A 24,973-nucleotide genomic window follows, 5' to 3' on the forward strand; every position below is an offset into this window, starting at 1 on the left:
ATGATTGTTAAATATAATAGTGATATATATTGAGTGGACTTAAATAGAAAATAGTTTAGTTAATTAATTATTTTTCGTCTTAACTAATATGGCATTGGAGTGAAATACATTGGGACAAAATCAGTTCAGATGGAGTAACGAGCAATTACGAGAACATGTTGAAATAATAGACGGTACAAGAAGTCCTCATAAATTATTAAAGAACGCAACATACTTAAATTCCTATATACGTGAATGGATGGAAGCAAATATTTGGATCTATGATGACAGAATTATATATGTAGGAGAAAAACTACCAGAGCAACTACATGAATGTGAAGTTATTGATTGTGATGGAAAGTATGTCGTTCCTAGTTACATAGAACCGCATGCACATCCATATCAATTATATAATCCAGAGACGTTAGCGAATCATGCGATGCAATTTGGGACAACAACTTTTATTAATGATAATTTAACTCTATTTTTCACATTAAAGCGTGAGGAATCATTTCATTTATTAGATAAATTTAAAAAGCTTCCAGCTAGTATGTATTGGTGGTGCCGTTTTGATGGACAAACTGAATTGCAAAATGGGCAATCTTTATTTAATAGTGAAGAAATAATAGAATGGCTACAGCATGAAGCAGTTCTTCAAGGAGGAGAGCTAACAGCATGGCCAAAATTATTACATGGCGATGATGAAATGCTAACTTGGGTGCAGGAAACAAAGCGATTACAGAAAAAAGTAGAAGGACATTTCCCAGGAGCATCTGAAGCAACGTTAGTAAAATTAAAACTGTTAGGTACAGACTGTGATCATGAAGCAATGACGGGGCAAGAAGTGTTAACTCGTCTTATGCAAGGTTACACTGTTTCTCTTCGAAACTCTTCCATCCGACCAGATTTAGAAGTTTTATTAAAAGAACTACTGGAATTAGGTGTGAAGCAATTTGATAGATTCTTTTTCACAACAGATGGTTCTCATCCGTCCTTTTATGAAAACGGAATGACGAATGTAATGATTACTACTGCTATAAAGCAAGGTGTTCCAGTAATAGATGCATATCATATGGCAAGTTATAATATTGCTCGTTATTATAATATGGAGCATATACACGGTTCGATTGGGACAGGGAGAATTGCAAATATCAATATTTTAGAAAGTAAAGAAAACCCAGTACCAGCGAGCGTTATTGCAAAGGGGAAATGGGTGAAGCGTGACGGTGTAAATACGCATGAAGCATTACATATAGACTGGAGTAAATGTAAAGTAACTCCATTATCATTAGATTGGTCCATAGAAAAAGAGGATATGATTTTCTCTAATAAAACGGGTATACACTTATTAAATAACGTTATTACAAAACCATATACTAGTAAAATCAACATAGAATGTAATGAATTGTCCACAGATCATGATGAATGTTTCCTTATGATGATTGCTCGTGATGGCAGTTGGCGAGTGAATACAGTTGTGAAAGGTTTTGCGAAAGAACTAGGTGGGCTTGCTAGCTCTTATTCTGGTACAGGTGACATCATTCTTATCGGAAAAAGAAAAGAAGATATGCTTATAGCTTTTCATAGAGTAAAAGAGCTTGGCGGGGGAATGGTAATAGCTGAGAAGAATGAAGTATTACATGAAATCGCATTACCATTGCTCGGAATTATGTCTAATTTAAAAATGAGTGAATTAATACAGGAAGAGAAACAGATGGTGAAATTACTACAAGAGCGTGGCTACGCGCATGATGATCCAGCATTTACAATTTTATTCTTTTCTGCGACGCACTTGCCTTTTATACGGGTAACGCCTATAGGGCTATATGATGTGAAAAGTGGAAAGGTAGTTGCTTCGCCGGTGAATTTGATAAAGTAATATTAGAAAGAACTCCTCCGCTACAGTAGTTATGTAAAGTGGGGGAGTTTTATATTTTAGATGTATTGTTATAAATAGGGTTACATATAAATAACCTCAAAAATAACCTTAAACGAGAACAAATAGATAAATTAGGAAAATATATTTTAAAACATACTTGACGCATAGGAATTAATGGATTAATATGTGGGTATTACTTATTTTACCACTCATTATTTTAATGCTAAAACAAATTGAATAGCTGATTGGATAACCAAAGGCACGTATACATTTCATAATTTTGAAATGTGTTCGTGCCTTTTTGTATTATTCATAGAGCAAGGAGCGGAGGAGATATGAATAAAACGATGCCAACATTAATCGAAGAAACAGATTGGTTGTTTCGTAAAATGGTCCGTTAGTTTGTAAAGGAACGTGACAAAATTAAGATTGAAGGTATTATGTTGCCGGGCATCTTAATATTAAACAAAATTATTCGAGATGGTGAGCAGCGTCTAACTGATTTAGCAGAAGAACTGGATTTTACATCAGGAGCGATTACGGCATTATGCGATAAGTTAGAAGAAAGAGGCTTGGCTATTCGGAAACGTCATCAGGAAGATAGACGAATCACTTTACTTGATATTACTGAAGATGGCCTGAAATTTATAAAGCGAAATAATAAAATAAGAACAAGTTTTATGTCTGTTTTATTCGATGGATTTTCAACAGAAGAATTACAAGTGCAGACCGAAGTTTTTAAACGCTTAGCCCATAATTTAGAACACCTTTCGGATACAATTATGAAACTAAGCAATGAGAATACAGAGGAATAACAAAGAATACTATTACTCTAGTTATTTAGGTCTGAAAATTCAAACTGTTAAAAGGTGACTTATTAATAATATGAATAGGAGTGGAAAGAATGGGACATCCAACAATTTATCCAACAGGGGCAACAGTATATAATCCCGGGAAAGCTTGGAGTGGTTATACAATTTATCAAGCTGCAGATCATGGTGCGTTATTAATTGATATGAATGGAAAGGAAGTACACTTATGGAAAGGACTGCGTGGATTTCCAAATAAGTTATTACCAGGCGTATATGTTTTTGGTCATACAGCACAAAGAGATCCTGAGTACGGTTTTCAAGATGAAGTAGATTTAGTTCAAGTAGATTGGGAAGGAAACATAGTCTGGAGATTTAACCGTCTGGAACACATTGAAGACCCAGGCCATGATCCGCAGTGGATGGCTAGAGCTCATCATGATTATCAGCGTGAGGGAAATCCCGTGGGTTACTATGCACCAGAATTAGAACCGAAAACAGATGGTGGAAATACGTTAATTTTAGCACACAAAAATGTACATAATCCGAATATATCCGATAAGCCGTTATTAGATGATGTCATTATTGAGGTAGATTGGGAAGGGAATATTATATGGGAGTGGGCTGTCAGTGATCATTTTGAAGAACTTGGATTTGATGAAAGTGCTAAAAATGTACTATTCCGTAATCCTAATATTAGATCCTTTGGTGGTAATTCGGATGGAGATTGGATGCATATAAATTCTATGTCTACAATTGGTCCGAATAAGTTTTATGACCAAGGAGATGAACGTTTTCATCCTGAAAATATTATTTGGGATGCTAGGGAGTCAAATATAATTGCCATTATTGACAAGAAGACAGGAAATATAGTTTGGAAACTCGGTCCTGATTATTCTAGCCCAGATGTTAAGCATTTAGGATGGATCATTGGACAACATCATGCACATATCATTCCGAAAGGATTGCCTGGAGAAGGGAATTTACTTGTATTTGATAATGGTGGTTGGGCAGGATACGGTCTTCCAAACCCTGCATCTCCATACGGTTCCGAAAATGCTGTTCGTGATCACTCGAGGATTCTAGAAATTAATCCAGTAACTTTAGAAATTGAGTGGCAATATACGCCAACTGAAGCTGGATATCAAGCTCCTTTAGATTCGTATCGATTTTACAGTCCATATATTAGTTCTGCCCAAAGGCTACCAAACGGAAATACATTGATTACAGAAGGAGCAGATGGTCGGATTTTTGAAGTTACTCGTGAGCATGAGCTTGTATGGGAATATATTTCACCTTATAAAAATAACAGAAACTCCAATATGGTTTACCGTGCGTATCGTGTACCGTATGAGTGGGTACCTCAACTAGAAAAACCAGAGGAGAAAGAAATTACTCCTCTTGATATAGCAGCATTTAGAGTCCCGAATGCTGCAGAAGCTGGTACGGAATCTGTTGTGACAGTCGAAGGAACAATATCTTACGGCACGGGAGATTTCTGTGTAGCGACATTGGAAGAAATAAATAAAATACGAGATTAACGTTAGTAATTTAAAGTGTGGGGAGAGTCATTTCCCCCACTTATTAAAATGAACTTGATAGGTTTGTTATATGACAAAATGTTTCCATTTCTTTATTTGTAATAATTTAACGTAATATTTCGGTTAAATAAATCTTACTTCAAGCTTGAACAAATTGTTATGGAGGAATGATAAATGGTGAAACTAAAGCCTTTATTTTTAAGTTTATCAATGGTTACTAGTTTAGCTGTAGCAGGATGCTCAAACTTTTCAAAAGAAAGTGCGGGAACGACAAAAAGTAATGGGAAAGAAACGGCCGCGGTGAAAATGGCTATAGATACAGCTGCTGGCGGATCTTTTCAGTTTAGAGCTGCCGAGAAACAAGGCTATTTTGAGAAAAATAGTATTAAAGCTCAACTATCGAATTTTGCTTATGGAATTGATACAGTTAATGCGGTATTAACGGAACAAGCTGATACAGGTCTTGCTGCTGATTATGCGCTTTTAAATTCGTTAGGAAAAGGAGATATGGTCGTAATTTCAACACTTACGCGAGGAAATGAAAAATCATCAAAAGACAATGAGCTTCTAGTTAGAGAGGGGATTAAAACAGAAAATGATTTAAAAGGTAAAAAGTTAGGCGTACCTAAAGGGACTGTAACGGAGTATGTTTGGGCGAAATATTTGGCAGCGAAACATATTAATGAAAAGGATATTACCTTCGTTCCATATAGTACACCAGACGAAGCTATTGTAGGAATGAAAAATGGTGATATAGATGCTGTTTGGAGTTCTGGTGCATTAAAGGATAAATTTAAAAATATAAAAGGTGTAACAAAATTAGGTGATTTAGAAAGTGCAGGCGTTACAATTGACAGCTATTTACTAGCAAAAAGATCATTCGTCGAGAAGAATCCAAAAGCTGTTGAAAACACACTTAAGGCTTTATCTGAAGGTATTAAATATGTAGATAACAATAAAAAAGAAACTGCTAAGCTTGCTTTTGAGCAATTGAAACTACCAGAGAAAGATGCGTTAAAAGATATTGAAAGACAAAACTATGTTCTTGGATTTACAGAGGAGGACGCAAAACATTTAGAAGATATGAAAGTATGGTTAGAAGAGAAAGGGAAACTGAAAGATAAATATGAATTGAAAGATAAAATTAATCTTGAAGCACTTAAAAAAGCTTTCCCTGAATCTGTTACTTATAAATAGAATAGGAGTGAAGTATGGTGAGTACAGTAAGTGAAAAAGAAGTATTGAAATCTCCTGTGGCCATTTCTATTTCTGGGTTATCTAAATCATTTAATAACGAACAATTTGTTTTAGAAGATGTAAATTTAACAATTGGGAATGGTGAATTTTTTATATTACTTGGCCCAAGCGGATGTGGAAAATCTACGTTATTAAGTATGCTTGCTGGATTTGTTGAAAAGACATCAGGGAAACTAATAGTCAATAATGAAGAGGTAATTAAGCCTGATAGAAATCGTGGCGTCGTATTTCAACAAGCAGACGCAGCGCTTTTTCCGTGGCTAACAATTAAAGAAAATATTGAATTTGGTTTAAAAATGAAAAAAATGATAAAGCAGACCCGAAATGATATATCCTCTCACTATATAAAACTTGTTGGACTAGATGGGCATGAAGGAAAATATCCAAGAGAACTTTCTGGAGGAATGAAACAAAGAGTTCAATTAGCACGTGTGTTAGCCAATGACTCGCAATTTTTATTAATGGATGAACCATTTGGAGCACTCGATGCAATGACTAGAAGAACAATGCAAATAGAGTTAATTCGAATTTGGAAAGAAACAAACAAAACGATTATTTTTGTCACTCATGATATTCAAGAAGCTCTATTACTTGGGCAAAGAATAGGGGTAATGTCTAAAGGACCTTCTTCAAAAATTGAAAAGATTTACGATATTCCACTACCGTATCCGAGAACATTTACAGATAAAGAATTTAATTACTATTATCAAATGATTCAATCACACTTTGATTGAAAGGAGGTCCAAATATGAGCGTGTTGAAAGATGAGATTGCAAGAAAAGAGACTATTTATGAAACAAATAATTTCAAGATTGGTTTACAAAAGAAGCTATTACAAAGTGGAATTATCGCTTGGATACTTATCCTTACGATATGGAGTGTTGTAGCGAATTTTTCTGATCCGCAATTTTTGCCAAGTCCGATAGCAGTTTTGTATGGAGCAATTGAACTGAGTCAAAATGGTTCCTTATTTATATATATAGGAGTTAGTTTTTTAAGAGTAATAGCTGGATGGATTTTAGGGAATCTTGTAGCCATTCCGGTAGGATTATTAATTGGCCGAATCCCATGGTTAAGAGCGCTATTTGATCCAGTTATCAATTTTATTCGCTTTATTCCACCTCTTGCCTTTATAACATTATTTATGCTTTGGTTTGGTATTGGAGAGCAATCTAAAATTTTTCTCATTATGTATGCAACTTTCTTTATTGTGACGATTAACACAATTACCGGTGTGCAAGCTGTTGAAGAAGATAAAATTCGCTCAGCGAGAAGTATGGGAGCATCAGAATGGCAAATTATGTTCCATGTCATCATACCAGCAGCACTTCCTTATATTTATACGGGGGCAAAGCTTGCAATGGGATCCTCATTTATGGCCATTGTTGGAGCTGAAATGGTTGCAGCTAATGAAGGAATTGGTTATATGATTTGGAATGCAAGGTTATATTTCAAAACAGATTGGATTTTTGTCGGTCTTGTTATTCTTGGATTGATGGGCTTCTTGATGGATCGGATATTTAATAAATTCGGAAGTGTAGTTCTGAAAAGATATAATGTGGTGAAAAAATAAAAAAGAGCCATTTAGCTGACTAAAAAAGGTTAGATAAATGGCTCTTTTTTATGAAAAAAGTCGATGCGTTCTTACTTCTTATTATTTTTCTATCTTGGTTTCAATCCTCTTCACCAAATCAGCTGACACGTTATGAAAATACTCTAACACTATCTTTCTAATATCATCAGATATAACTTTCAAATCACCAGCTAAGTTTTCTGCAAGATGTTCTTTTTCTATCGGTTTTAACTTCGCATAAAATTCACCAGCCTGCGTAAAGTCATCTTGTTTCGTTATTGAAGTTCTTTCAAGTTCACCTTCAATGTATCTTCCGTCACCGCTCGTTATTTGATTAGCAGGTGTCCAATTTTGCTGTTGGTTAATCGTTAATTTCCGAAATTCGGGACCAATTCTTCTTCTTTGAGAATCACTATAAATGTTAGCTCGCCCTTGCAACATTTTATCATCTGATAATTCAGCACCGTCAAGTAAATTAGAAGGGGAGAAAGCGACTTTTTCTACTTGTTCCATATAATTTTCAGGGTTTTTATTTAATACCATTTTGCCGACTGGTATAAGAGGATACGCTTTTTCATCCCATATTTTTGTATCATCTAAAGGGTCGTAAGAAAGATGCGCTTCATCTTTCGGGTCCATGAGCTGGACATATAAACCATATTCCACTGGTTTACCGTTTGCAATTGCATCATATAAATCTTTGCCGCTATAATCAGGGTTTTCGGCAGCCAGTTTATTTGCTTCCTCGCTAGTAATGAATTGTACACCTTCAAATGGGTACCAATGATACTTTACATACTTTCGATTGCCTTCTGCATTTCTCCAAACATATGTATTTACACTATGTCCTGGGATGTGGCGAAGGCTTTTGGCCGTACCATTATCAGAGTACAAACGGACAACGAAATGTATGGATTCAGGTGCTCTAGCGACAAAGCTCCAAAATCTATTAGAGTCTAATAAGTTATTTTTAGGTGAAGGTGACAACGCTTGAATGGTTTCAGGGAAACGCATCGGATCGCGTACAGAAAAGACAGGAATGTGATTACATAATAGATCGAAAATACCTTCTTTAGTATAAAATTTTGTAGAAAAACCGCGTACATTTCTAGAAGTATCAGGTGTTCCTTTCGTGCTAACAGCTAATGAAAATCGCACCATAACGGGAACTTTCTCATTAGCATTTTGTAGGAAATTTAGTTTAGTATGTTCGGGCATTGGATAGATTGTTTGAAAATAACCGAACGCACCAAATCCTTTTACATGAACAGGTCTTTCTAAAATTTTTTCGTGAATAAATTGTTGTAACGCCTCGTGAAGCACACTATCTTGCTCTAGAACAGGTCCACGTGAACCAACTGTTTGAGAGTGAAGGATTGCTTGTTCATTACGTTCTCCATTTTCATTAAAGTCTTTCCCTAGTAAAGATTGCCTCTGTTTATCATAGTGTTCATTCATCAATATAGCCTCCAAATCTTTTTCGTCCATTGTTACTAAATATGATTTTATAGCCTTGATTATGTATAACACGCTAAGTTCAAACTAGTTACAGACCGCTAGATGAGAAAAACGCGTATGTAGTGGACCTGTTGAAATAGAAGAAATTATGGAAAAATGAATATCGGGAAGAACATTACTATTAAAATTTCAATCTTAAAAATGAATTTATACATGACTTTATAGAAAATGAACATAAATAAAACAGGGAAAATAACTAGGAGGAATGTAACATGTCGGATTGGTTTCAATTAGATAAAGAGTATATGATGTCAACGTACTGTCGTACAAAGCTTGCGATAGAAAGAGGAGCAGGGTGTAAACTGTATGATGTGGATGGTAAAGAGTATATAGACTTATTTTCTGGTGTCGGAGTAAATGTATTAGGATACAATCACCCGAAAATCGTACAAACAACAATGGATCAAGTTACGAAGTCGTTGCATTTACCGTTTCATTTTTTAAATCCAGTTGCGATTGAATATGCAAAGAAATTAGTTGATTGCTCTTTAAAAAACGGAAAGGTCTTTTTTACAAACTCAGGTACGGAAGCGACAGAAACGACGTTGAAATTAATTGATAAATATAGAGCTATTATGCATGAAGAACGTGAAGGAATTGTAGTGTTGAAGAATAGTTTCCACGGGCGTACGTTGGGGGCACTTCATTTTACAAGACAAGAAAGTGTATATCAAAATTTCCCGAAAACATCGATCCCAGTATATGAAGTTGAGCGCGAGAATATAGAGCAATTAGAAGAGACAATAATTCATGAAAATCCAATTGCAATTATGTTAGAACCTGTATTAGGAAGCGGGGGAATTTATCCATTATCGGGTGAATATTTACATGGTGTTCAAAATTTATGTGAGAAATATAATGTACTACTTATCGTTGATGAAGTTCAAAGTGGTATGGGGAGAACGGGAAAACTATTTGCTTATCAAAATTTCAATATTACACCACATATTATTCAAATTGGTAAAGGAGCAGGAGGCGGGATACCACTTGGCGGAATTATTGTAGGTGAAAAGTTATGTGATGTATTTGCGCCAGGAGATCACGGCACCACATTTGCTCATTCATCAATAGGAACGGCTTTAGGTTTAACTGTATTAAATACATTACTTGACGATGGTTTAATGCAAGAAGCATATGAAACGTCACTATATTTGAATGACAAACTGCAAGACATTCAGAAAGAAAATTCTTATTATATTCAGGAAGTGCGTCATGCGGGGATGATGTTTGGGATAAGTGTGAATGACACGAATGAAAATGTGAAGAAATTACAGATTGAGTTAATGAATAAAGGAATGTTGGTCGATGTAACACAAGGGAATATTATTCGATTACTTCCGCCGTATATTATTACGAAAGAGGAAATTGACGCATTCATTTATGAGTTTATTTCTTGTGTTCATAACATAGCTGCTACAGCAAGTATTTAAAAAAATATAAAAAAATATAAAAAGCTGAAGAAGCCGCTATTTTAGCGGCTTCTTCAGCTTTTTAAAATAGTAAATTACTTAACCTAGAGAGCATCTCATTGGACAAATAATTAATTATGTGAAACAATAATAACAGATAAGGGGACGTTAATTTTCCTTAAGTGCTTCGAATTAATTTTATTCAATAAGAGAAGGTGTGCTTAAAGAAGTTAAATTAAATAAGGAGCTGTTTTATTATATGCAACAAAATAATGATTTAAATTTTGAACCTCAAGACGTTAATATTGTCAATCCTAAACAAGCCAGGAAAGCAGTCGTTGCTACTGGTATTGGGAACGCAATGGAGTGGTTTGACTTTGGATTATACGCGTATTTAGCGGTAATTTTAAGTCAATTATTCTTCTCAGGTGTTGATAATAGTGGATTGCAACTTGTACTTACATTCGGTACATTTGCAGCGGCCTTCCTCGTTCGACCAATCGGAGGTGTATTCTTTGGTAGAATAGGAGATAAGTACGGCCGAAAAATCGTGTTAAGTACTACTATTATTTTAATGGCACTTTCTACATTATTCATCGCATTACTACCAACCTATGAACAAATTGGTGTATGGGCACCAATACTACTTTTAGTTGCCCGAATGATTCAAGGCTTCTCTACAGGCGGCGAATATTCAGGAGCAATGGTTTATATCGCAGAATCTTCTCCAGATAAAAAGCGTGGTATACTCGGTAGTGGTCTTGAAATTGGAACACTCTCAGGTTACATTGCTGCATCGGTAATTGTTACCATTTTGACGTTATTGTTAACAGATGAACAAATGCTCAGCTGGGGCTGGCGTATTCCTTTCTTAATAGCTGCACCAATTGGTTTGGTCGGTTTATACTTACGCCGTCATTTAGATGAATCTCCCATCTTTGAAGAGATGGAAAAAGCACAAGAGGAATCTGAAGACAATGAACAATTTTCATTTATGGATATTATGAAATATCACAAAAAAGACTTCTTATTAAGCACAGTAATTGTCGCCTTCTTTAATATTACAAATTATATGATTCTTTCGTATATTCCTTCTTATCTAACTCAAGTACTTAAAGTCGAAGAAACAACAGGCTTACTAATTATTTCTATTACGATGGCACTTATGATTCCACTAGCACTATATTTCGGTAAATTAAGTGATAAAATTGGTAATAAACGCGTCGTGCAAATTGGTTTACTTGGTTTAACTGTATTTGCAATTCCAGCCTTTTTACTAATAGGTAACGGGCATATTGCAGCTATATTTGCAGGTATTTTCGTATTAGGTTTCTTCCTAAGTGTATATGAAGGAACATTACCTTCATTATTACCATCACTCTTTTTCACTGATGTACGTTATCGAGCACTTTCGATCTCATTTAATATTTCTGTATCGATATTTGGTGGTACAACACCACTTGTATGTTCATACTTAGTTCATTCAACTGGTAACCCGCTTGCACCGGCATTTTATTTAACAGGTGTAAGTATTATTGGATTAGTTGTATTTAGTGTACTATTTGTTACAACATCAGGACGTGCGCTAAAAGGTTCATATCCTACAGTAGAATCGAAAAAAGAAGCACACCAAATTGCTAAAGAAGATCCTGAAGAAACACTTTGGTGGCATGAAGAGTCATTAGAGATTGAAGCAGGGAAAAACGCCTCAATTTAAAAAGTAAGGTAGAAGTATAAAAAGACTCCTATGAAAATAGGAGTCTTTTTGTTGTATTATTTTTTCCTTTTCTTTAAATCCTTCTGATACATGTAAAGCTTATGAATTTCATCCTTAAATTCCTGCAAAAGTACGATGTTTTCCTCATTTGAATAACGCACTGTATTATAAGCATTACTAATAATATGACTCTGAATATTTACATCTTCTTCACTATTTATTCTATCTAACCATGCCTCAATAGTTTCTCCTCGATTTCTATTTAAAGGGGGAGTTAACTTACTTTCAAGCTTAAAAATCTCTTTTCGAATTTCGTTATGTGGCGGTTTGTTTCGTTTCAAACGTTTTTGGCTCATTCCTTCTTTATCAGTGATGATAGTAGATTCAAAGACAGGTATATTTGGTAAACTGAATTGTTTTCGTTTTTTTATTATTTTCCAAACGACATAAATAGCAATGAGTGTACAAACTAATATGGTAATGCTATTTATAAGAGTTGGATCAAAAGAACGTGGCTCCAAATCATCCTTAATTGTAGGGTCTTTTAGATTTCCTTTATTCGACCAAAAATCATCTGTTTCTTTTAACACGGCTGCTGAAAATAATGGATTGATAGCGTATCCGAACCCTAATGCAACTGCTTCTATGATAAATGAAAAAACAAGCCGAATGAAAGGAAACACTTGAATAAGTACTATACTCATTACACCAATCGTAATAATAGAAGCGAAACGTAATAACTGTTGATTACGATTTGCTCCAGTTAACCAAAATGTAATCATAATGTGTATAACTAATAGTAATAGTTTCCCGAGTGGTGGAAAAGGCGCATAAAATATAGCTGAAACACCAAACCAAACAATACCACCTAACGATTTTTGAACTGGGTATCCTGGTCCAACTACATGTACGATAAAGAAGAAAAGCGGTAACATAATTGTGCCAAATAGAGAGAACGGGAGAAAGATAGAACAACCGATTATTTGAGTCATTAACAGTATGACAAATCCTGTTGTTTTTTTCTTCGTGAATGTATGGATTAGAAATACACCAATATAGCTTAGTGCTAAAAATATAGCAATAGCAACAAGTTCGTCCCTTTCTGTTAATAACGAAAGGAGGAGCAGCAGAATAAAGTCATTAACGTGATAGAGCCAAGTTTTCAAGCTTTTCCACCATCCCTTCGTTATTTATGAGAAACGTAGGTTGCGATAGAAGGGAGAGGTCATTCTTCTGCAAGCCAATGTAAATCATTGTAGACGATCGTTCTCCTTTTCTATTTGTATAATGGAGAAATCCTTGTTTCGGAATTAGTGTGCTATCGTCTGAAATACGTGCCAATTCCTCTAAAGCTTTTGCGTAATGTGTTTGTCCTTCATTTAATGGTAAGTGCAGAGGGCCACCTTCAGCTAATACACTAATAAATAATTCAAACGGTATTTGATGCTTCGTAGCATATTGACAAATGTATGTTGCAAATGAAATAAGGTCTTCTATATTATCTTTCCAACCAAACCCGCGATCAGCAGCTAATGAAAGACAAATTGTCCAACTATAATTTTTAACAGGCTCATATTGCTTTGCTTGTAATTCCTGCATTTTGGCAGATGCTTTCCAATGAATGGAACGGAAAGACTCACGTTCGTACCGTTTCACACCGATAATAGATGTTTCATCATTGTAAAAAGAAAAATTCGTTCGATAAGATCCATTTAAAAGTTGCTGAAGTTCTTGCAAATCTGCTACTTCTTTAGGTGATGGATACACAATAATTTCAGTTCTTAATTTATCAAATACAGGTAAATGTACAGATAATAAATGAAAAGGATCTTTCAAAACACATTCGAACTGTTCAATTTGAAACACGCCACGCTTCGTTGCAGTTAATGATAAATCCCATTTTTGCGCTGAATGAGCAGGTTGTGAAAATGGGAAAGAGAATAGTGTTTTTGATATTTGTTCAATTCCTTGATCTTTATTCGGTAGTAGGGACGGGTCTAAATGAAAATAACAAACACCGTTAACGAGTGGTATGTTTGCTCCATTTTTTAAATGAATAAAAAACTGTCCAGATTCATTAGGAAATAAACGAGTTGTTTGTTTCTCGTTTAGCACTTGAAACTGTTTCTCTATATATGCGACATATTTATAAATGAAAATCGCAAATAAATAGTAGAAGAAAAAGAAAAACATAATGATTCGTTGCGGCATAAAAAATGTAAATAGTATCGCGCCTGGAACAGATAGTTGAATAATATGAAGTTGAAAAAATAAAGGTACAGTTACAACGCGCTGTCCATTCATGTTTGCTCAATCTCCACTGGTACGTCAACCTCTTTTAAAATCTTTTGCATCATTTCATTTTTTGTCGTACGTAATGCGCCTTCCATTGATAAGATGATACGGTGATTCCAAACAGAAGGAACTAACAATTGTATATCTTCTGGTGTGCAATATTCTCTCCCGCGTAAAAAGGCTAGCGCTTGAACTGCACGTACTAAAGCAAGTGTGGCACGCGGACTTACACCGTTAGCGATATAATCATGATTTCTTGTAGCATGAGCAAGTTTAATAATGTAATGTTCTAACGGTTCTGATACGAAAATCTCTTTTACTCGTTTCTGTGCCTCTAAAATATCATCTAAAGTAATAACAGATGTGACACTTTCTAGTGGTGCATCGTTACGAAAATGTCGCATCATTTGTAGTTCATCTTCAGAATTCGGATAACCTATAGAAATTGTCATTAAAAAGCGATCAAGCTGTGCATCTGGAAGAGGGAACGTTCCTTGTGATTCAATTGGATTTTGCGTCGCAATAACAAAGAACGGTTTTGGAAGAGGAGTTGACTGCTTTTCAAGCGTCACTTGTCGTTCTTCCATCGCTTCTAATAAACTAGACTGTGTTCTCGGCATTGCACGGTTAATTTCATCTGCCAGTAGAATGTTTGCCACGACTGGTCCGAGTCTTAACTCGAATTCGCTCGTTTTCGGATTGAAATATTCAATACCTGTCACATCACTCGGAAGTACATCCGGTGTAAATTGAACGCGAGAAAAATTACCACCAATACTTTTGGAAAGTGTTTTCGCAAGTAACGTTTTCCCAGTACCAGGTACATCCTCAAGAAGTACATGACCGTCAGCAAGCAAGGAAACAATTAATAGATCGATAACATTTTCTTTACCTACAAAAACTGATCCTATATTTTCCTTCAATTTATTTATCATATATATCATTCCTTTCAAAATATAAACGGATATTTCTATATTTTAACAAATTATTCAGAAAATTTATATGATTTTTCAATTCAAAGAAATAAATATTCAATTATTAAATTATAATCTTGCATATTTTGGAATGTGAATATACAATATCGGTATACGATGTATCGCAAGTCGATATATCATGAAGCGATGTATCGGAGGTGGTTATAATGAATACGAAAGCGAGAAAATATATTCCGTTAACTGAGGCGACATATTACATATTGTTATCACTAGTGAAACCAATGCACGGTTATGGAATTATGCAAATGGTAGAAGAGATGACAAATGGAGAAGTAAAACTCGGTCCTGGAACTTTATACGGGAATACGACGAAGTTATTAAAAGAGAAATTAATTATTGAAGTTGCCTCAACAGATAGAAAGAAGTGCTATGAGTTAACGCCACTTGGTAAAGAAGTGTTAGAGCTAGAGTATAACAGGTTGCAGAGATCTGTAAGGAATGGGAATAGTATATTAGGGGAGTGAATGGAAGATGGAGACAAAAAGGGTATTCAAATTTTTTATGGCATGGAATTTAGAAAAAGAAGAAGCTTTTTTACGAAAGATGCATCAGCAAGGTTGGGCATTACAAAAATATAATTTAATGTATACGTTTCAGAAAACGGAGCCAAAAGATGTAATGTACAAAGCTGATTTTAGATTGGTTTATAGAGATTCGAAAGAACAACAACAAGAATATTTCGAAATATACAAAATGTCAGGTTGGAAACGCGTAACAAGTTTCACAAGATGGAATTATTTTTGTAAAGAAGTAGAAGAAGTAAATGAATTGCCTGATATTTACTCAGAAAAGGAGACGAGGATACAAAAACTAAATGAATTATTGTTATTCCTTGTTATTATATCAGCAAGTTTATTACCATCAATGTATAATCTGTTTTTAAGCCCGATGGAATCAAGAGTGCCAATGTGGGCGAAAGTTATGACCGGTCTTACAGGTGGTATGTGGATGTACTTCTTTATAAGACTTTCTTGGAAAATCAAGAAATTAAAAAGTGAAATATTATAATAAAAAGTGGAGTTGAAAAGAAGTTGATTTTGTAAAGAGGTAATTAAATATGGGAATCAACTTCTTTTGTTTCTATATAATCGTATTTTTGCTCACTCTTTTTTATATAATAAAAATCTATATGAAGGCATAAAATTAACAATATCAAAGCCGCAATAATTTACCCTGAAAATAATAAATGAAGAAAAAAGATTCATATTGAGGATCAAAAAATAAAAGATGACTAAAAAGATGTGGGGTGTAACTTATAATAAGGAAGAAACACGTTTTTTATTAAAGTATAAAACGAAAAAATCCCTTATAGAAAAATCTATTTCTACAAGGGATAATCATGTTTTTATTAGAAAGACTGATTTTGAGCAGGTTTAATAAATTGTTCAGGATTTTCAACAAGCCCACATACAGCGCATTGGACTCTGTAAGTAGGTCCTTGATAGGCCATATGAAAAGCGTTCATCGTTTCATTTGTATATTCTTCTTCTACTTGACCAGTTTGTGGATTTAATTTGACTGGTTTTACTTGTTGCTCAAGAATATTAAAGCGAGTGCGGTTCGTTTTACAACTTGGACATAGCATTGGTTCCATATGTATACACCTCCATTTGTAGCATTTCTTAAACTCATTAATTTTATGCAAGCGAAAAAACTTTCTCAATATAAATAGGTGTTTAATGTATTTAAAATTCAGAAAAATAAAATATAATAAGAGTACGAACTGGTTATGTCCAAACCAAATCTCCTGTTTTATGCCAATAAGCTGGGAGGCCGAGAAATCGGCCTCATTTTTTTGTGCTCGTTACTATAGGAAACAAGGTTTTTATGAGACTTTTGTCGAAATTTTAGGGATGGATATAAAGGGGGATGTAAAATGAATTTGAAAATGAAGTACATCATTTTATATGTAGAAAAGTTTGAGGAATGTTTAAAATTCTATAAAGATATTTTACAGTTACCTATAAAATCAGAGCACGGTACATATATTGAATTTAATACGGGATCTACAATATTAGCAATGAATACGCGGCAAGATGTGAAAGAATTAACAGGATTACCACTTACAGAAGGCGAGTTACAATCTTCTCATTTTGAATTAGGATTCGTTGTCAAAAATGTACAAGAAACGATTGAGCAACTTAGAGAACAAGGTATTACGGTTTTAGTTGAACCAATTGTAAAGCCGTGGGGGCAAACCATTGCATATATTGCTGATCCAGATGGAAATTATATTGAAATTTGCAGTTCATTAGAATAGAAGGAGAAAAAGAGATGGGATTTCCGAAACTAGAAACAGAACGTTTACAATTAAGAGAACTAACACTGTTAGATGCAGAAACGATGTTCCATTATTTTTCAAAAGAATCTGTAATACGTTATTTCGGAATGGATTCTTTCGAAAATATTGAGCAAGCGAAAACAACGATTCAAACGTTTAAAAATCGTTATGAAGAGGGAAGTGTATTTCGCTGGGGAATAGAGAAAAAGGGGACGGGCCAATTAATCGGAACGTGCGGTTTTCATTTAATTAACCATCATCATAAGCGAGCTGAAATTGGTTATGAATTAGACGATACATATTGGGGACAAGGATACGCCTCGGAAGCGTTACAGGCGATTTTAGCTTACGGGTTTGAAACGTTGCAACTTATAAGAATTGCTGCTGTTGTATATGTAGAGAATAAAGCTTCTCAAAAATTATTAAGTAAAGCAGGATTTCAAGAAGAAGGATTACTTCGAAAACATATGATTCAAAATGGAGTTGCGCATGATACGATTTTATATTCTTTATTAAAAGAAGAGTGGAAGAAATAATGAGTACGAGTGAATTGATAAATGTTATGAAGAAGCATAAAGAAAATAGGTTCATTTTAGGTATAGATGGTTTAAGTCGTTCAGGAAAAACAACATTTGTTGCAAATTTAAAGGAAAATATGAAACAGGAAAGCATTCCGTTTCATATTTTTCATATTGATGATCATATAGTGGAGCGTAATAAACGCTATGATACCGGATTTGAAGAATGGTATGAGTATTATTATTTGCAATGGGATATTGAGTGGCTTCGGCAAAAGTTTTTTCAAAAGTTACAAAATGAAACGAGACTGAAATTACCGTTCTATAATGATGAGGTAGACTCATGTGAAATGAAGAAAGTACAGATTCCCATAGTAGGCGTAATTGTAATTGAAGGTGTTTTTCTACAGCGAAAAGAATGGAGAGATTTCTTTCATTATATGGTGTACTTGGATTGTCCAAGAGAGACAAGATTTCTACGCGAGAGTAAGAAAACACAGAAAAACCTTTCAAAGTTTGAGAATAGGTATTGGAAAGCAGAGGATTATTACTTAGAAACGGAATTGCCGAAGGATTGGGCGGATTTAGTTATAAATTGATTTGAAGAAAACCTCAACTTTTTGTTTGAAAAGTTGAGGTTTCTCTATGTAATAGCAGATTAATTATTTCAATTAATGAGAAGGAGAATATTATTATAATTTGAATTATATATTTATAGATAAATCTATAGATGAAAAGATTTCAATAAAGCGAGTGATTACATGAGTATTTTCATTTTAGAAGACGATGTCATACAAGCACAGCAAATGAAGCGGTTAGTTGAAGAGATTTGTGAGAAATATATGTTGCCTTTTGATTTTATTGAGGTGACTAGTAAAAGTGAGAATATTATTACTAATATTCCGAAGGCGAAGTATGTCCCAATCTATTTTTTAGATATAGAGATTAAAAGGGAAGAGCGTAAAGGGTTACAAGTAGCACAAGAGATACGAAAGTATGATACGCAAGGAATTATCGTGTTTGTAACGACGCATTCTGAATTTGCACCTATTTCATATCAATACATGGTATCAGCTTTAACTTTTATTGATAAAGGGTTGCCATACGAGGAGAGATATAAAGTTTTTGAACAATGTTTACTTCAATATGAAGCAAGAAATAAGCATATTATTCCGTCGGATGACTTTATCGTTGCAAATAGTAATGCCACTGTGCGGGTTCCTTTTCATGAAGTTGAATATGTTATGACTGATGAACCGCACCGGTTAGCATTAGTGACGTTAGATCGAATCGTTTATTTTTATGGAGCATTAAAGGAGATAGAAATAATAGATGAACGTTTATTTCGTTGCCATCAGTCATATATCGTGAATACGAAGCAAATGTCTTCTTACGATGCGAAACAAAAAATGATAGTTTTAAAAAGCGGGAAACGCATTCCAGTGTCACGGCGTTTAGTGAGTAAAGTACGTAACATGTTAAAGGGTGAGATGTAATGTATATTTATGATTTATTTGCAATACTGCTTACTAGTATGTGTCATACGTTTTTATATATACAATTAATCCGATACAACAGATTGTCAGTTAGAATGTTAATAGCTTTAAGTACGGTATTCATTATTTTACTTGCTATTGTCGTAACAGTAACGAGATATCCAGAATTGAATAGTACGATTGTGTTATTTTTAATAAGTTTAGGATTAATGCAAAATGAATTGAAATTTAAGCATAATGTATATTTTGCACTGGTGAGTATGGTGATTATAACGTTAGTGAAAATGTTGCTATTAGATTTAGGGATGAAAATCTTTATGTTAACGCCATTCAATTTATATTTATGGACAGGTAGTATTATTCATCTTATCGTATCAATCCTTACTTTTATCGGTATTTTAGTAGCGCGAAAAAGAATTCAAAAAATCGCTCAATATATAGTAAGTAGTCCGTTATACTATGTAACTTATATATTATTAATGATCGGGTTTATTATTGAATTAATTTTAACTCAGCCGTCAACTGAGTTTTTAGCAAAAATAAATCAACAATACAGTGAAGTAAGTTATAATTCAGCGATTATTATTTTTTTATTATTACTAATCATCGTACTAATAAGCTCACATTTATCGAAAGAAAAGTTACGAGAAGAGCATGAAAAACGTTTAGATAAAGAGTTATTAGATTATGTGGAAAAATTAGAGGATATGCATGATGAGCTTGCTAGTTTTCGTCATGATTATATGAATGTATTACTATCGTTAGAAGAAGGAATACGTACAAAAAATGTGAAAGAAATTGAGCAAGTGTACTACGATGTTATTGCTCCCACATTAAAAACAATAAATGATCATGAACTTGATATCGCAAAATTATCTCGCATACAAATTCCTGAAGTAAGAAGTGTATTAAGAGCAAAAGTTAGCACTGCTCAGCAGCAACAAATAAAAGTAATGCTTGATATACCAGAGAACATTGAAAGTGTTTCGATGACGATTATTTCATTTATTCGTATCATTTCAGTTTTAGTAGATAATGCAATTGAGGAAGCAGTATGTAGTGAGGAAAAGATATTACAAATCGCATTCTTTGAAATGGATTCACGACAATATTTTATCGTGCGTAATAGTTCAAAGGGGGAAGCGATTGATTTACAAAAAATTTATGAGAAAAACCATTCAAGTAAAGAAGGTGCTAGAGGGTACGGGCTATTTTCGTTAAAACGAATCATAAATAAAACAAATAATGCGACGTTAGAAACAACTTATGTAAGTCCTTATTTCACACAAACATTTATATTAAATGAGATGAAATGACCATCTATGATGAAAAGGAAACCGAATAAGAAATAACTACATACTTTCTTCACTCAATTTTATACACTTCAAGTAAGAGGTGAAGCGAGATGAATGGTCTTATTTTTACAACAATGATTAGCTTTGGTTTACCGCTTATAGCACTTTTATATGCTTTTTGGAAGAAACGCTATATTCCATATATGTTAGGTATATTGGCTTTTGTTGTATCACAAATATTGATTCGCATACCAATGCTAAATTATTTAAATGGAACTAGCACAGATTTTCAAATGTTTTCTGTTATGCAGCCTATACTATTTGCAGTTTTGCTTAGTATATCAGCTGGAATTTTTGAAGAGATAGCTCGTTTTATCGCAATGCGTTATTTTATGAAGCAACGAGATTGGCAGTCTGGTTTTTTATTTGGAGCAGGGCATGGTGGTATTGAGGCGGTGTTGATAGTCGGTATCCCAGTAATATCCCTATTATTATCACAAACAGTCATTCAAAATGGTGACAGTTATTATCTCGGTGGTATTGAACGCATCTTTGCGATGGTATTGCATGTTGGGCTTTCTTTCATTGTATTGCAAGCTGTTGTCCAAAAGAAATTTCGTTATGTTGTATATGCAATTCTCATCCATGGGACTGTAAATGCATTAGCTGGCATTATATCGCTATATGTGCCAGGGAAAAGCGGGATTATTATGTCAGAAGTTTCAATAGCAATTTTTGCGTTACTCACTTTTAGTTATAGTTTCATTTTAAAAAGAAAGGGTGTATTAAAATGAGAAGAATGTTACTTATTATTATAAGTGCTATCGCGGCGTTCGCGCTCGCAGCATGTACCGGTAATAAAGTAGATGAAAGTACGTCAAAAAAGTTTATTCCAAAGGCGGAAGAAATTGTATCATTATTAAATGAGGCAAAGTATAAAGACGTGCGTGAAAAATTTGATAGTAAAATGAAAGCTGCATTGTCAGAAGAAAAGATGAAAGATCTTACACCTATAATAGAGAAAGCTGGTACATTTGAAAAAATTGAAAAACAATCGATTGAAGAAAAAGATGGCTTATATACTGTTATTCTTGTAGCAAAATATAGTAAAGAACAACGGACATTCATTATAACTTATAATGATAAAGAAGAAATAGCGGGTTTAGTTATTAAATAAAAAAGAGATACAGTGGAAGTTTCCGCTGTATCTCTTTTTTGTTTTAACTAAATTATGGTTATTTGTGCTAATATGAACTTATAGCTATATAGAAGGGGGGATTAGTATGAAAACTGAAATAGTTCCTAAAAAGAAGTACAGTATAATAAGCTACATATCTTTACTCATCGGCATTTTATGTTTTCTGTTCGTTTTTATTACACCGACAAGGATAGCGAATGCAGGTAATATAGTGGGAGATTATGTTACAGTTGCCCTAACAGTTGTAGGTATCATATTTTCTATCATTACAATGACGAAAAAAACAGAGAAGAAGGGGATTGCGATTCTTTCATTCATACTGTCCTCATCATTTTTTATATTTTGGATTATCGCAATTATCTTATTGTTTACTGGTCAAATTAGCTTTGCGCCGTAATGTACAATAAAAAGAGTCCTTCTCGTATGAAGGACTCTTTTTATTCGGTATCTTCAGGGCGATATTCTAAAATATCTCCTGGTTGGCATTCTAATGCTTTACATATTGCTTCTAAAGTTGAAAAACGGACTGCTTTTGCTTTTCCATTTTTCAAGATCGAAAGGTTAGCCATTGTAATTCCAACCTTCTCCGAAAGCTCTGTTACACTCATTTTTCTTTTCGCTAACATTACATCAATATTAATAATAATTGCCATATTATTCACCTCAGACCGTTAAATCATTTTCTGATTTTATATCTATCGCATCTTTTAATAGTCTTTGGAGTACGGCAGCAAAGACCGCGATTACCATTGAAGCAAAAATTATAATCATTCCAATAATAATAATACCAGGGGCGTCATCTCTCTCTGCCACAAGATAGAAAAGTGGCATACCTAATACATATAATACACTAATGGCTAGTGCGCTGTACTTAATATTTTTTAAAGCTTTAACAGACAACTCTGAGAATGCGTTGTTTTTATCAATATAGTTTAAAAGCTTAAATGTTTGGTACAGTGCGAAGTAATAAGGTATTGCTGTCGCGTATAAATTGATAAATACAAGATATTTAATATATGCCATTTCGGGATATAATTCAGCAGCGAAATTCCCTATTTTAGGGACTAAAAAAATGCACATAGCAAGAACAGGGATACCCATTAGAATCACAGCTGTCTTTAAGAAAAGTGTTGATCCTTGTTTCATAAAAAGCACCTCATTTATTTAATATCTTATTAATTTACCATGAAATTTATTGTTTAACAATAAATTTTTATTTATTTTAATTGGGGATTTGTTGTTAAACAAGTTAATGATGGGAAATCTTTTTTATAAGATAGATGAACTATACCGACATGTAATGAATGAGAAAGTTACTATTGTTAGCTTTAGAAAAATTGGGAACTAATAAAACATATGTAGGCAGTCAGAATTTTGTATGTAAATGAATGTGAAACTAATGGAGGCGCAATCATGTTTGTATTGGGTTTAAAGATGAAGAAGTTACTGTTAGTAGGAACGATAACACTAAGTATGTTATGTACTGAAAGTATGATGGATGATCATACGGTGGAAGCGAAAGTGAAAAAAGTAGAACGCCAACCGAAAAATGTAATCATAATGGTTATGGACGGAACAAGTTCTTCAGCAACCACATTAGCTCGCTTGTATAAAGGGAAACCACTTGCATTAGATGAAATTGTAACAGGAGGAGTTCGTACATATTCGGCGGAATCAGCTATAACAGACTCAGCTCCAGCAGCTACAGCATTAGCGACGGGGAATAAATCGAATTCAGGATATGTAGGGGTATTACCTACTATTGTGAGTTCACCTGGCTTAAAACCAATAAAAGAAGAGGACAAGTTACGGCCAGTTGCCAATGTTTTAGAAGGTGCCAAACGTACTGGTCGCGCTACTGGAATTGTTGCCACAGCTGAAATTCAGCATGCTACTCCTGCTGGATTCTCCGCTCATCATGTGAATCGTAAAAATTTTGAAGTGATCGCGGAGCAGCAAGTGTATCAAAATATAGATGTCGTATTAGGCGGGGGAAAAGCGGCACTTCTCCCTGTGAAAAGTAGTGGAATTCGAAAAGATGGTGAAGATTTAATAGAAGTAATTCAAAACAAAGGATACGAATTTGTGGAAACGAAAGAGGCATTATTGAAATCTAAATCTAATAAAATTTGGGGCTCTTTTTCACATAATGCCTTAGCGTTTGATATGGACCGAGAAGCAACAAATCCAAAGCAACCAACGCTTTCGCAAATGACGGAAAAAGCAATTGAAACGTTATCAAAAGATAAAAACGGATTCTTTTTATTTGTGGAGGGAAGCAAGCCAGACTGGGCAGCACATGTGAATGATCCAATTGGGATGATTAGTGATGTGTTAGCATTTGATCATGCAGTTGCAGAAGCATTAAGATTTGCAAAAAAAGATGGTAATACGATGCTAATCGCCGTAGCGGACCATGGTAATAGCGGTATTTCTATTGGCAATATGAATACGACAAAAGGTTATAATACTACGCCGGTCTCTGCATATATTGATCCATTGAAAAAAGCGAAAATGACACTTGAAGGGGCTATCAATAATTTGAAATCTGATCTATCCAATGTAGAAGAGGTAGCTAAATTATACGGGTTGGACAATTTAACTTATGATGAAAAAGAAAGGTTAAAAGTGGTTAAAAAGAAAATAGACGTAGGTCCAATTTTCACTACATTATTGGCTAACCGTGCGAACATAGGCTTTACAACAGGAGGTCATACTGGTGAGGATGTATTTTTATATTCATACGGCCCTCAAAAGCCAGTTGGTTTGATTCAAAACACGGACGTTGCAAAGACAATAGCGAAAGCGATGGGCTTTAATTTAGAAGAAGTAACAAACAAATTATTTGTAGAGAGTGAATTAGCCTTTAAGCAGAATGGTGCAACTGTAACAATAGATAAAACTGATGTAGCGAATCCTGTACTCATAGTAAAACATAATAATGTAACAGCTCAATTATTTGTTAACAAAAATATAATTCGTATTAAGAATAAAGATTATGAACTAGGAAGTGTTGTTGTAGAAAGCAATGGTAAGTTCTATGTACCAGAAGAAGCAATTCGTTTATTCATAAAGCATTCTCGTTAAAAAAATGCCAATTCCTTAGCTACTACTTAGGAATTGGCATTTTTGTGTAGATGAGATTTCACTCGAAAAAAAGAGGAAAGAGAACCACAAATTCTAGAGTGAACTTCCTGTAAATTTACCTATTTT

26 protein-coding genes are annotated in these 24,973 nt (G+C 34.2%); 19 read left to right on the top strand and 7 right to left on the bottom strand.

Features of this window, described 5'->3' with window-relative positions; genetic code table 11:
* Window positions 1–109: 109 nt before the first annotated feature.
* The 6 genes from PDQ33_RS10395 to PDQ33_RS10420 all read left to right on the top strand — a co-directional run bounded on the left by PDQ33_RS10395 (window position 110) and on the right by PDQ33_RS10420 (window position 7,038).
* Entirely contained in the window at window positions 110–1,858 is a 1,749-nt protein-coding gene (locus PDQ33_RS10395; RefSeq protein ID WP_061130906.1) for an adenine deaminase C-terminal domain-containing protein, read from the top strand.
* Between the two features lie 443 nt (window positions 1,859–2,301).
* Complete coding sequence (locus PDQ33_RS10400; RefSeq protein ID WP_270755592.1) at window positions 2,302–2,673, top strand: MarR family transcriptional regulator; 372 nt, start codon at window positions 2,302–2,304, stop codon at window positions 2,671–2,673.
* Between the two features lie 89 nt (window positions 2,674–2,762).
* A complete protein-coding gene (locus tag PDQ33_RS10405; protein ID WP_270755590.1) occupies window positions 2,763–4,208 on the top strand; it encodes an aryl-sulfate sulfotransferase in 1,446 nt (481 codons plus the stop codon).
* Between the two features lie 174 nt (window positions 4,209–4,382).
* Window positions 4,383–5,405 (top strand): ABC transporter substrate-binding protein, encoded by a 1,023-nt coding sequence (locus tag PDQ33_RS10410; RefSeq protein WP_080349468.1) that lies wholly within the window; start codon window positions 4,383–4,385, stop codon window positions 5,403–5,405.
* A gap of 14 nt (window positions 5,406–5,419) precedes the next feature.
* Window positions 5,420–6,199 (top strand): ABC transporter ATP-binding protein, encoded by a 780-nt coding sequence (locus tag PDQ33_RS10415; RefSeq protein WP_000255349.1) that lies wholly within the window; start codon window positions 5,420–5,422, stop codon window positions 6,197–6,199.
* Between the two features lie 14 nt (window positions 6,200–6,213).
* Window positions 6,214–7,038, top strand: a complete 825-nt coding sequence (locus PDQ33_RS10420; RefSeq protein WP_000114664.1) for an ABC transporter permease — start codon at window positions 6,214–6,216, stop codon at window positions 7,036–7,038.
* 81 nt (window positions 7,039–7,119) lie between these two features.
* Here the strand turns inward: PDQ33_RS10420 and PDQ33_RS10425 are convergent, their stop codons facing one another.
* Entirely contained in the window at window positions 7,120–8,496 is a 1,377-nt protein-coding gene (locus PDQ33_RS10425) for a catalase (protein ID WP_061130908.1), read from the bottom strand.
* A 272-nt stretch (window positions 8,497–8,768) separates the two neighbouring features.
* On the opposite strand from PDQ33_RS10425, the gene PDQ33_RS10430 reads away from it, so the two are divergent.
* Window positions 8,769–9,986, top strand: coding sequence for an aspartate aminotransferase family protein (locus tag PDQ33_RS10430; protein ID WP_001286490.1), 1,218 nt, complete (start codon window positions 8,769–8,771; stop codon window positions 9,984–9,986).
* 238 nt (window positions 9,987–10,224) lie between these two features.
* A complete protein-coding gene (locus tag PDQ33_RS10435; protein WP_270755586.1) occupies window positions 10,225–11,682 on the top strand; it encodes an MFS transporter in 1,458 nt (485 codons plus the stop codon).
* A gap of 56 nt (window positions 11,683–11,738) precedes the next feature.
* Here PDQ33_RS10435 and PDQ33_RS10440 read toward each other — a convergent pair whose 3' ends face one another.
* The 3 genes from PDQ33_RS10440 to PDQ33_RS10450 are packed head-to-tail and all read right to left on the bottom strand — an operon-like array spanning window position 11,739 to window position 14,912.
* Window positions 11,739–12,848, bottom strand: coding sequence for a DUF4018 domain-containing protein (locus PDQ33_RS10440; RefSeq protein ID WP_000860526.1), 1,110 nt, complete (start codon window positions 12,846–12,848; stop codon window positions 11,739–11,741).
* Window positions 12,823–13,986 carry a DUF58 domain-containing protein gene (locus tag PDQ33_RS10445; protein ID WP_076872867.1) on the bottom strand — a complete coding sequence of 388 codons (1,164 nt, stop codon included), beginning with the start codon at window positions 13,984–13,986 and terminating at the stop codon, window positions 12,823–12,825. The genes PDQ33_RS10440 and PDQ33_RS10445 overlap by 26 nt, the downstream gene beginning before the upstream one ends.
* The gene (locus PDQ33_RS10450; protein WP_061130951.1) at window positions 13,983–14,912 is read right to left on the bottom strand and encodes an AAA family ATPase; all 930 of its coding nucleotides are present in this window, start codon (window positions 14,910–14,912) and stop codon (window positions 13,983–13,985) included. Before PDQ33_RS10450 ends, PDQ33_RS10445 begins: the two co-directional genes overlap by 4 nt.
* A 206-nt stretch (window positions 14,913–15,118) precedes the next feature.
* On the opposite strand from PDQ33_RS10450, the gene PDQ33_RS10455 reads away from it, so the two are divergent.
* Complete coding sequence (locus tag PDQ33_RS10455) at window positions 15,119–15,436, top strand: PadR family transcriptional regulator (RefSeq protein WP_001092638.1); 318 nt, start codon at window positions 15,119–15,121, stop codon at window positions 15,434–15,436.
* 7 nt (window positions 15,437–15,443) lie between these two features.
* Window positions 15,444–15,980, top strand: a complete 537-nt coding sequence (locus tag PDQ33_RS10460; RefSeq protein WP_270755583.1) for a DUF2812 domain-containing protein — start codon at window positions 15,444–15,446, stop codon at window positions 15,978–15,980.
* Between the two features lie 340 nt (window positions 15,981–16,320).
* Here PDQ33_RS10460 and PDQ33_RS10465 read toward each other — a convergent pair whose 3' ends face one another.
* Window positions 16,321–16,566, bottom strand: a complete 246-nt coding sequence (locus PDQ33_RS10465; RefSeq protein ID WP_000433609.1) for a hypothetical protein — start codon at window positions 16,564–16,566, stop codon at window positions 16,321–16,323.
* A gap of 282 nt (window positions 16,567–16,848) precedes the next feature.
* Here PDQ33_RS10465 and PDQ33_RS10470 point away from each other — a divergent pair, with 282 nt between their 5' ends.
* From PDQ33_RS10470 to PDQ33_RS10505, 8 genes are all read left to right on the top strand, one after another.
* Entirely contained in the window at window positions 16,849–17,232 is a 384-nt protein-coding gene (locus PDQ33_RS10470) for a VOC family protein (RefSeq protein WP_061130952.1), read from the top strand.
* A 14-nt stretch (window positions 17,233–17,246) separates the two neighbouring features.
* The gene (locus PDQ33_RS10475; RefSeq protein WP_000506659.1) at window positions 17,247–17,789 is read left to right on the top strand and encodes a GNAT family N-acetyltransferase; all 543 of its coding nucleotides are present in this window, start codon (window positions 17,247–17,249) and stop codon (window positions 17,787–17,789) included.
* On the top strand, window positions 17,789–18,370 hold the full coding sequence (locus PDQ33_RS10480) for a kinase (RefSeq protein WP_000107742.1): 582 nt from the start codon (window positions 17,789–17,791) through the stop codon (window positions 18,368–18,370). The genes PDQ33_RS10475 and PDQ33_RS10480 overlap by 1 nt, the downstream gene beginning before the upstream one ends.
* A 162-nt stretch (window positions 18,371–18,532) precedes the next feature.
* On the top strand, window positions 18,533–19,267 hold the full coding sequence (locus tag PDQ33_RS10485; protein WP_000021630.1) for a response regulator transcription factor: 735 nt from the start codon (window positions 18,533–18,535) through the stop codon (window positions 19,265–19,267).
* Window positions 19,267–20,583 (top strand): GHKL domain-containing protein, encoded by a 1,317-nt coding sequence (locus PDQ33_RS10490; protein WP_061130954.1) that lies wholly within the window; start codon window positions 19,267–19,269, stop codon window positions 20,581–20,583. Before PDQ33_RS10485 ends, PDQ33_RS10490 begins: the two co-directional genes overlap by 1 nt.
* Window positions 20,584–20,672: 89 nt before the next feature.
* Window positions 20,673–21,356, top strand: coding sequence for a YhfC family intramembrane metalloprotease (locus PDQ33_RS10495; RefSeq protein ID WP_001013700.1), 684 nt, complete (start codon window positions 20,673–20,675; stop codon window positions 21,354–21,356).
* On the top strand, window positions 21,353–21,739 hold the full coding sequence (locus PDQ33_RS10500) for a DUF3887 domain-containing protein (protein ID WP_001253792.1): 387 nt from the start codon (window positions 21,353–21,355) through the stop codon (window positions 21,737–21,739). Before PDQ33_RS10495 ends, PDQ33_RS10500 begins: the two co-directional genes overlap by 4 nt.
* Before the next feature lie 106 nt (window positions 21,740–21,845).
* On the top strand, window positions 21,846–22,157 hold the full coding sequence (locus tag PDQ33_RS10505; RefSeq protein ID WP_000845552.1) for a hypothetical protein: 312 nt from the start codon (window positions 21,846–21,848) through the stop codon (window positions 22,155–22,157).
* A gap of 40 nt (window positions 22,158–22,197) precedes the next feature.
* Here the strand turns inward: PDQ33_RS10505 and PDQ33_RS10510 are convergent, their stop codons facing one another.
* Window positions 22,198–22,413 (bottom strand): helix-turn-helix domain-containing protein, encoded by a 216-nt coding sequence (locus PDQ33_RS10510; RefSeq protein ID WP_000974625.1) that lies wholly within the window; start codon window positions 22,411–22,413, stop codon window positions 22,198–22,200.
* Window positions 22,414–22,423: 10 nt separating this feature from the next.
* On the bottom strand, window positions 22,424–22,906 hold the full coding sequence (locus tag PDQ33_RS10515; RefSeq protein WP_000809102.1) for a DUF2975 domain-containing protein: 483 nt from the start codon (window positions 22,904–22,906) through the stop codon (window positions 22,424–22,426).
* A gap of 267 nt (window positions 22,907–23,173) precedes the next feature.
* Between PDQ33_RS10515 and PDQ33_RS10520 the strand changes: the two genes are divergently transcribed.
* A complete protein-coding gene (locus tag PDQ33_RS10520) occupies window positions 23,174–24,847 on the top strand; it encodes an alkaline phosphatase (protein WP_163072683.1) in 1,674 nt (557 codons plus the stop codon).
* The last annotated feature ends 126 nt before the right edge of the window (window positions 24,848–24,973 follow it).

This window comes from Bacillus cereus group sp. Bc031 (genome assembly GCF_027716265.1).
Lineage (GTDB): Bacteria > Bacillota > Bacilli > Bacillales > Bacillaceae_G > Bacillus_A > Bacillus_A paranthracis.

Excerpts from the sequence above, each read along its gene's own strand:
- PDQ33_RS10415 (WP_000255349.1), top strand. The coding sequence starts at position 5,420 with ATGGTGAGTACAGTAAGTGAAAAAGAAGTATTGAAATCTCCTGTGGCC.
- PDQ33_RS10420 (WP_000114664.1), top strand. The coding sequence starts at position 6,214 with ATGAGCGTGTTGAAAGATGAGATTGCAAGAAAAGAGACTATTTATGAA.
- PDQ33_RS10495 (WP_001013700.1), top strand. The coding sequence starts at position 20,673 with ATGAATGGTCTTATTTTTACAACAATGATTAGCTTTGGTTTACCGCTT.
- PDQ33_RS10505 (WP_000845552.1), top strand. The coding sequence starts at position 21,846 with ATGAAAACTGAAATAGTTCCTAAAAAGAAGTACAGTATAATAAGCTAC.
- PDQ33_RS10520 (WP_163072683.1), top strand. The coding sequence starts at position 23,174 with ATGTTTGTATTGGGTTTAAAGATGAAGAAGTTACTGTTAGTAGGAACG.
- PDQ33_RS10455 (WP_001092638.1), top strand. The coding sequence starts at position 15,119 with ATGAATACGAAAGCGAGAAAATATATTCCGTTAACTGAGGCGACATAT.
- PDQ33_RS10485 (WP_000021630.1), top strand. The coding sequence starts at position 18,533 with ATGAGTATTTTCATTTTAGAAGACGATGTCATACAAGCACAGCAAATG.
- PDQ33_RS10480 (WP_000107742.1), top strand. The coding sequence starts at position 17,789 with ATGAGTACGAGTGAATTGATAAATGTTATGAAGAAGCATAAAGAAAAT.
- PDQ33_RS10500 (WP_001253792.1), top strand. The coding sequence starts at position 21,353 with ATGAGAAGAATGTTACTTATTATTATAAGTGCTATCGCGGCGTTCGCG.
- PDQ33_RS10490 (WP_061130954.1), top strand. The coding sequence starts at position 19,267 with ATGTATATTTATGATTTATTTGCAATACTGCTTACTAGTATGTGTCAT.
- PDQ33_RS10410 (WP_080349468.1), top strand. The coding sequence starts at position 4,383 with ATGGTGAAACTAAAGCCTTTATTTTTAAGTTTATCAATGGTTACTAGT.
- PDQ33_RS10470 (WP_061130952.1), top strand. The coding sequence starts at position 16,849 with ATGAATTTGAAAATGAAGTACATCATTTTATATGTAGAAAAGTTTGAG.
- PDQ33_RS10515 (WP_000809102.1), bottom strand. The coding sequence starts at position 22,906 with ATGAAACAAGGATCAACACTTTTCTTAAAGACAGCTGTGATTCTAATG.
- PDQ33_RS10445 (WP_076872867.1), bottom strand. The coding sequence starts at position 13,986 with ATGAATGGACAGCGCGTTGTAACTGTACCTTTATTTTTTCAACTTCAT.
- PDQ33_RS10435 (WP_270755586.1), top strand. The coding sequence starts at position 10,225 with ATGCAACAAAATAATGATTTAAATTTTGAACCTCAAGACGTTAATATT.
- PDQ33_RS10405 (WP_270755590.1), top strand. The coding sequence starts at position 2,763 with ATGGGACATCCAACAATTTATCCAACAGGGGCAACAGTATATAATCCC.
- PDQ33_RS10450 (WP_061130951.1), bottom strand. The coding sequence starts at position 14,912 with ATGATAAATAAATTGAAGGAAAATATAGGATCAGTTTTTGTAGGTAAA.
- PDQ33_RS10475 (WP_000506659.1), top strand. The coding sequence starts at position 17,247 with ATGGGATTTCCGAAACTAGAAACAGAACGTTTACAATTAAGAGAACTA.
- PDQ33_RS10425 (WP_061130908.1), bottom strand. The coding sequence starts at position 8,496 with ATGAATGAACACTATGATAAACAGAGGCAATCTTTACTAGGGAAAGAC.
- PDQ33_RS10510 (WP_000974625.1), bottom strand. The coding sequence starts at position 22,413 with ATGGCAATTATTATTAATATTGATGTAATGTTAGCGAAAAGAAAAATG.
- PDQ33_RS10460 (WP_270755583.1), top strand. The coding sequence starts at position 15,444 with ATGGAGACAAAAAGGGTATTCAAATTTTTTATGGCATGGAATTTAGAA.
- PDQ33_RS10430 (WP_001286490.1), top strand. The coding sequence starts at position 8,769 with ATGTCGGATTGGTTTCAATTAGATAAAGAGTATATGATGTCAACGTAC.
- PDQ33_RS10465 (WP_000433609.1), bottom strand. The coding sequence starts at position 16,566 with ATGGAACCAATGCTATGTCCAAGTTGTAAAACGAACCGCACTCGCTTT.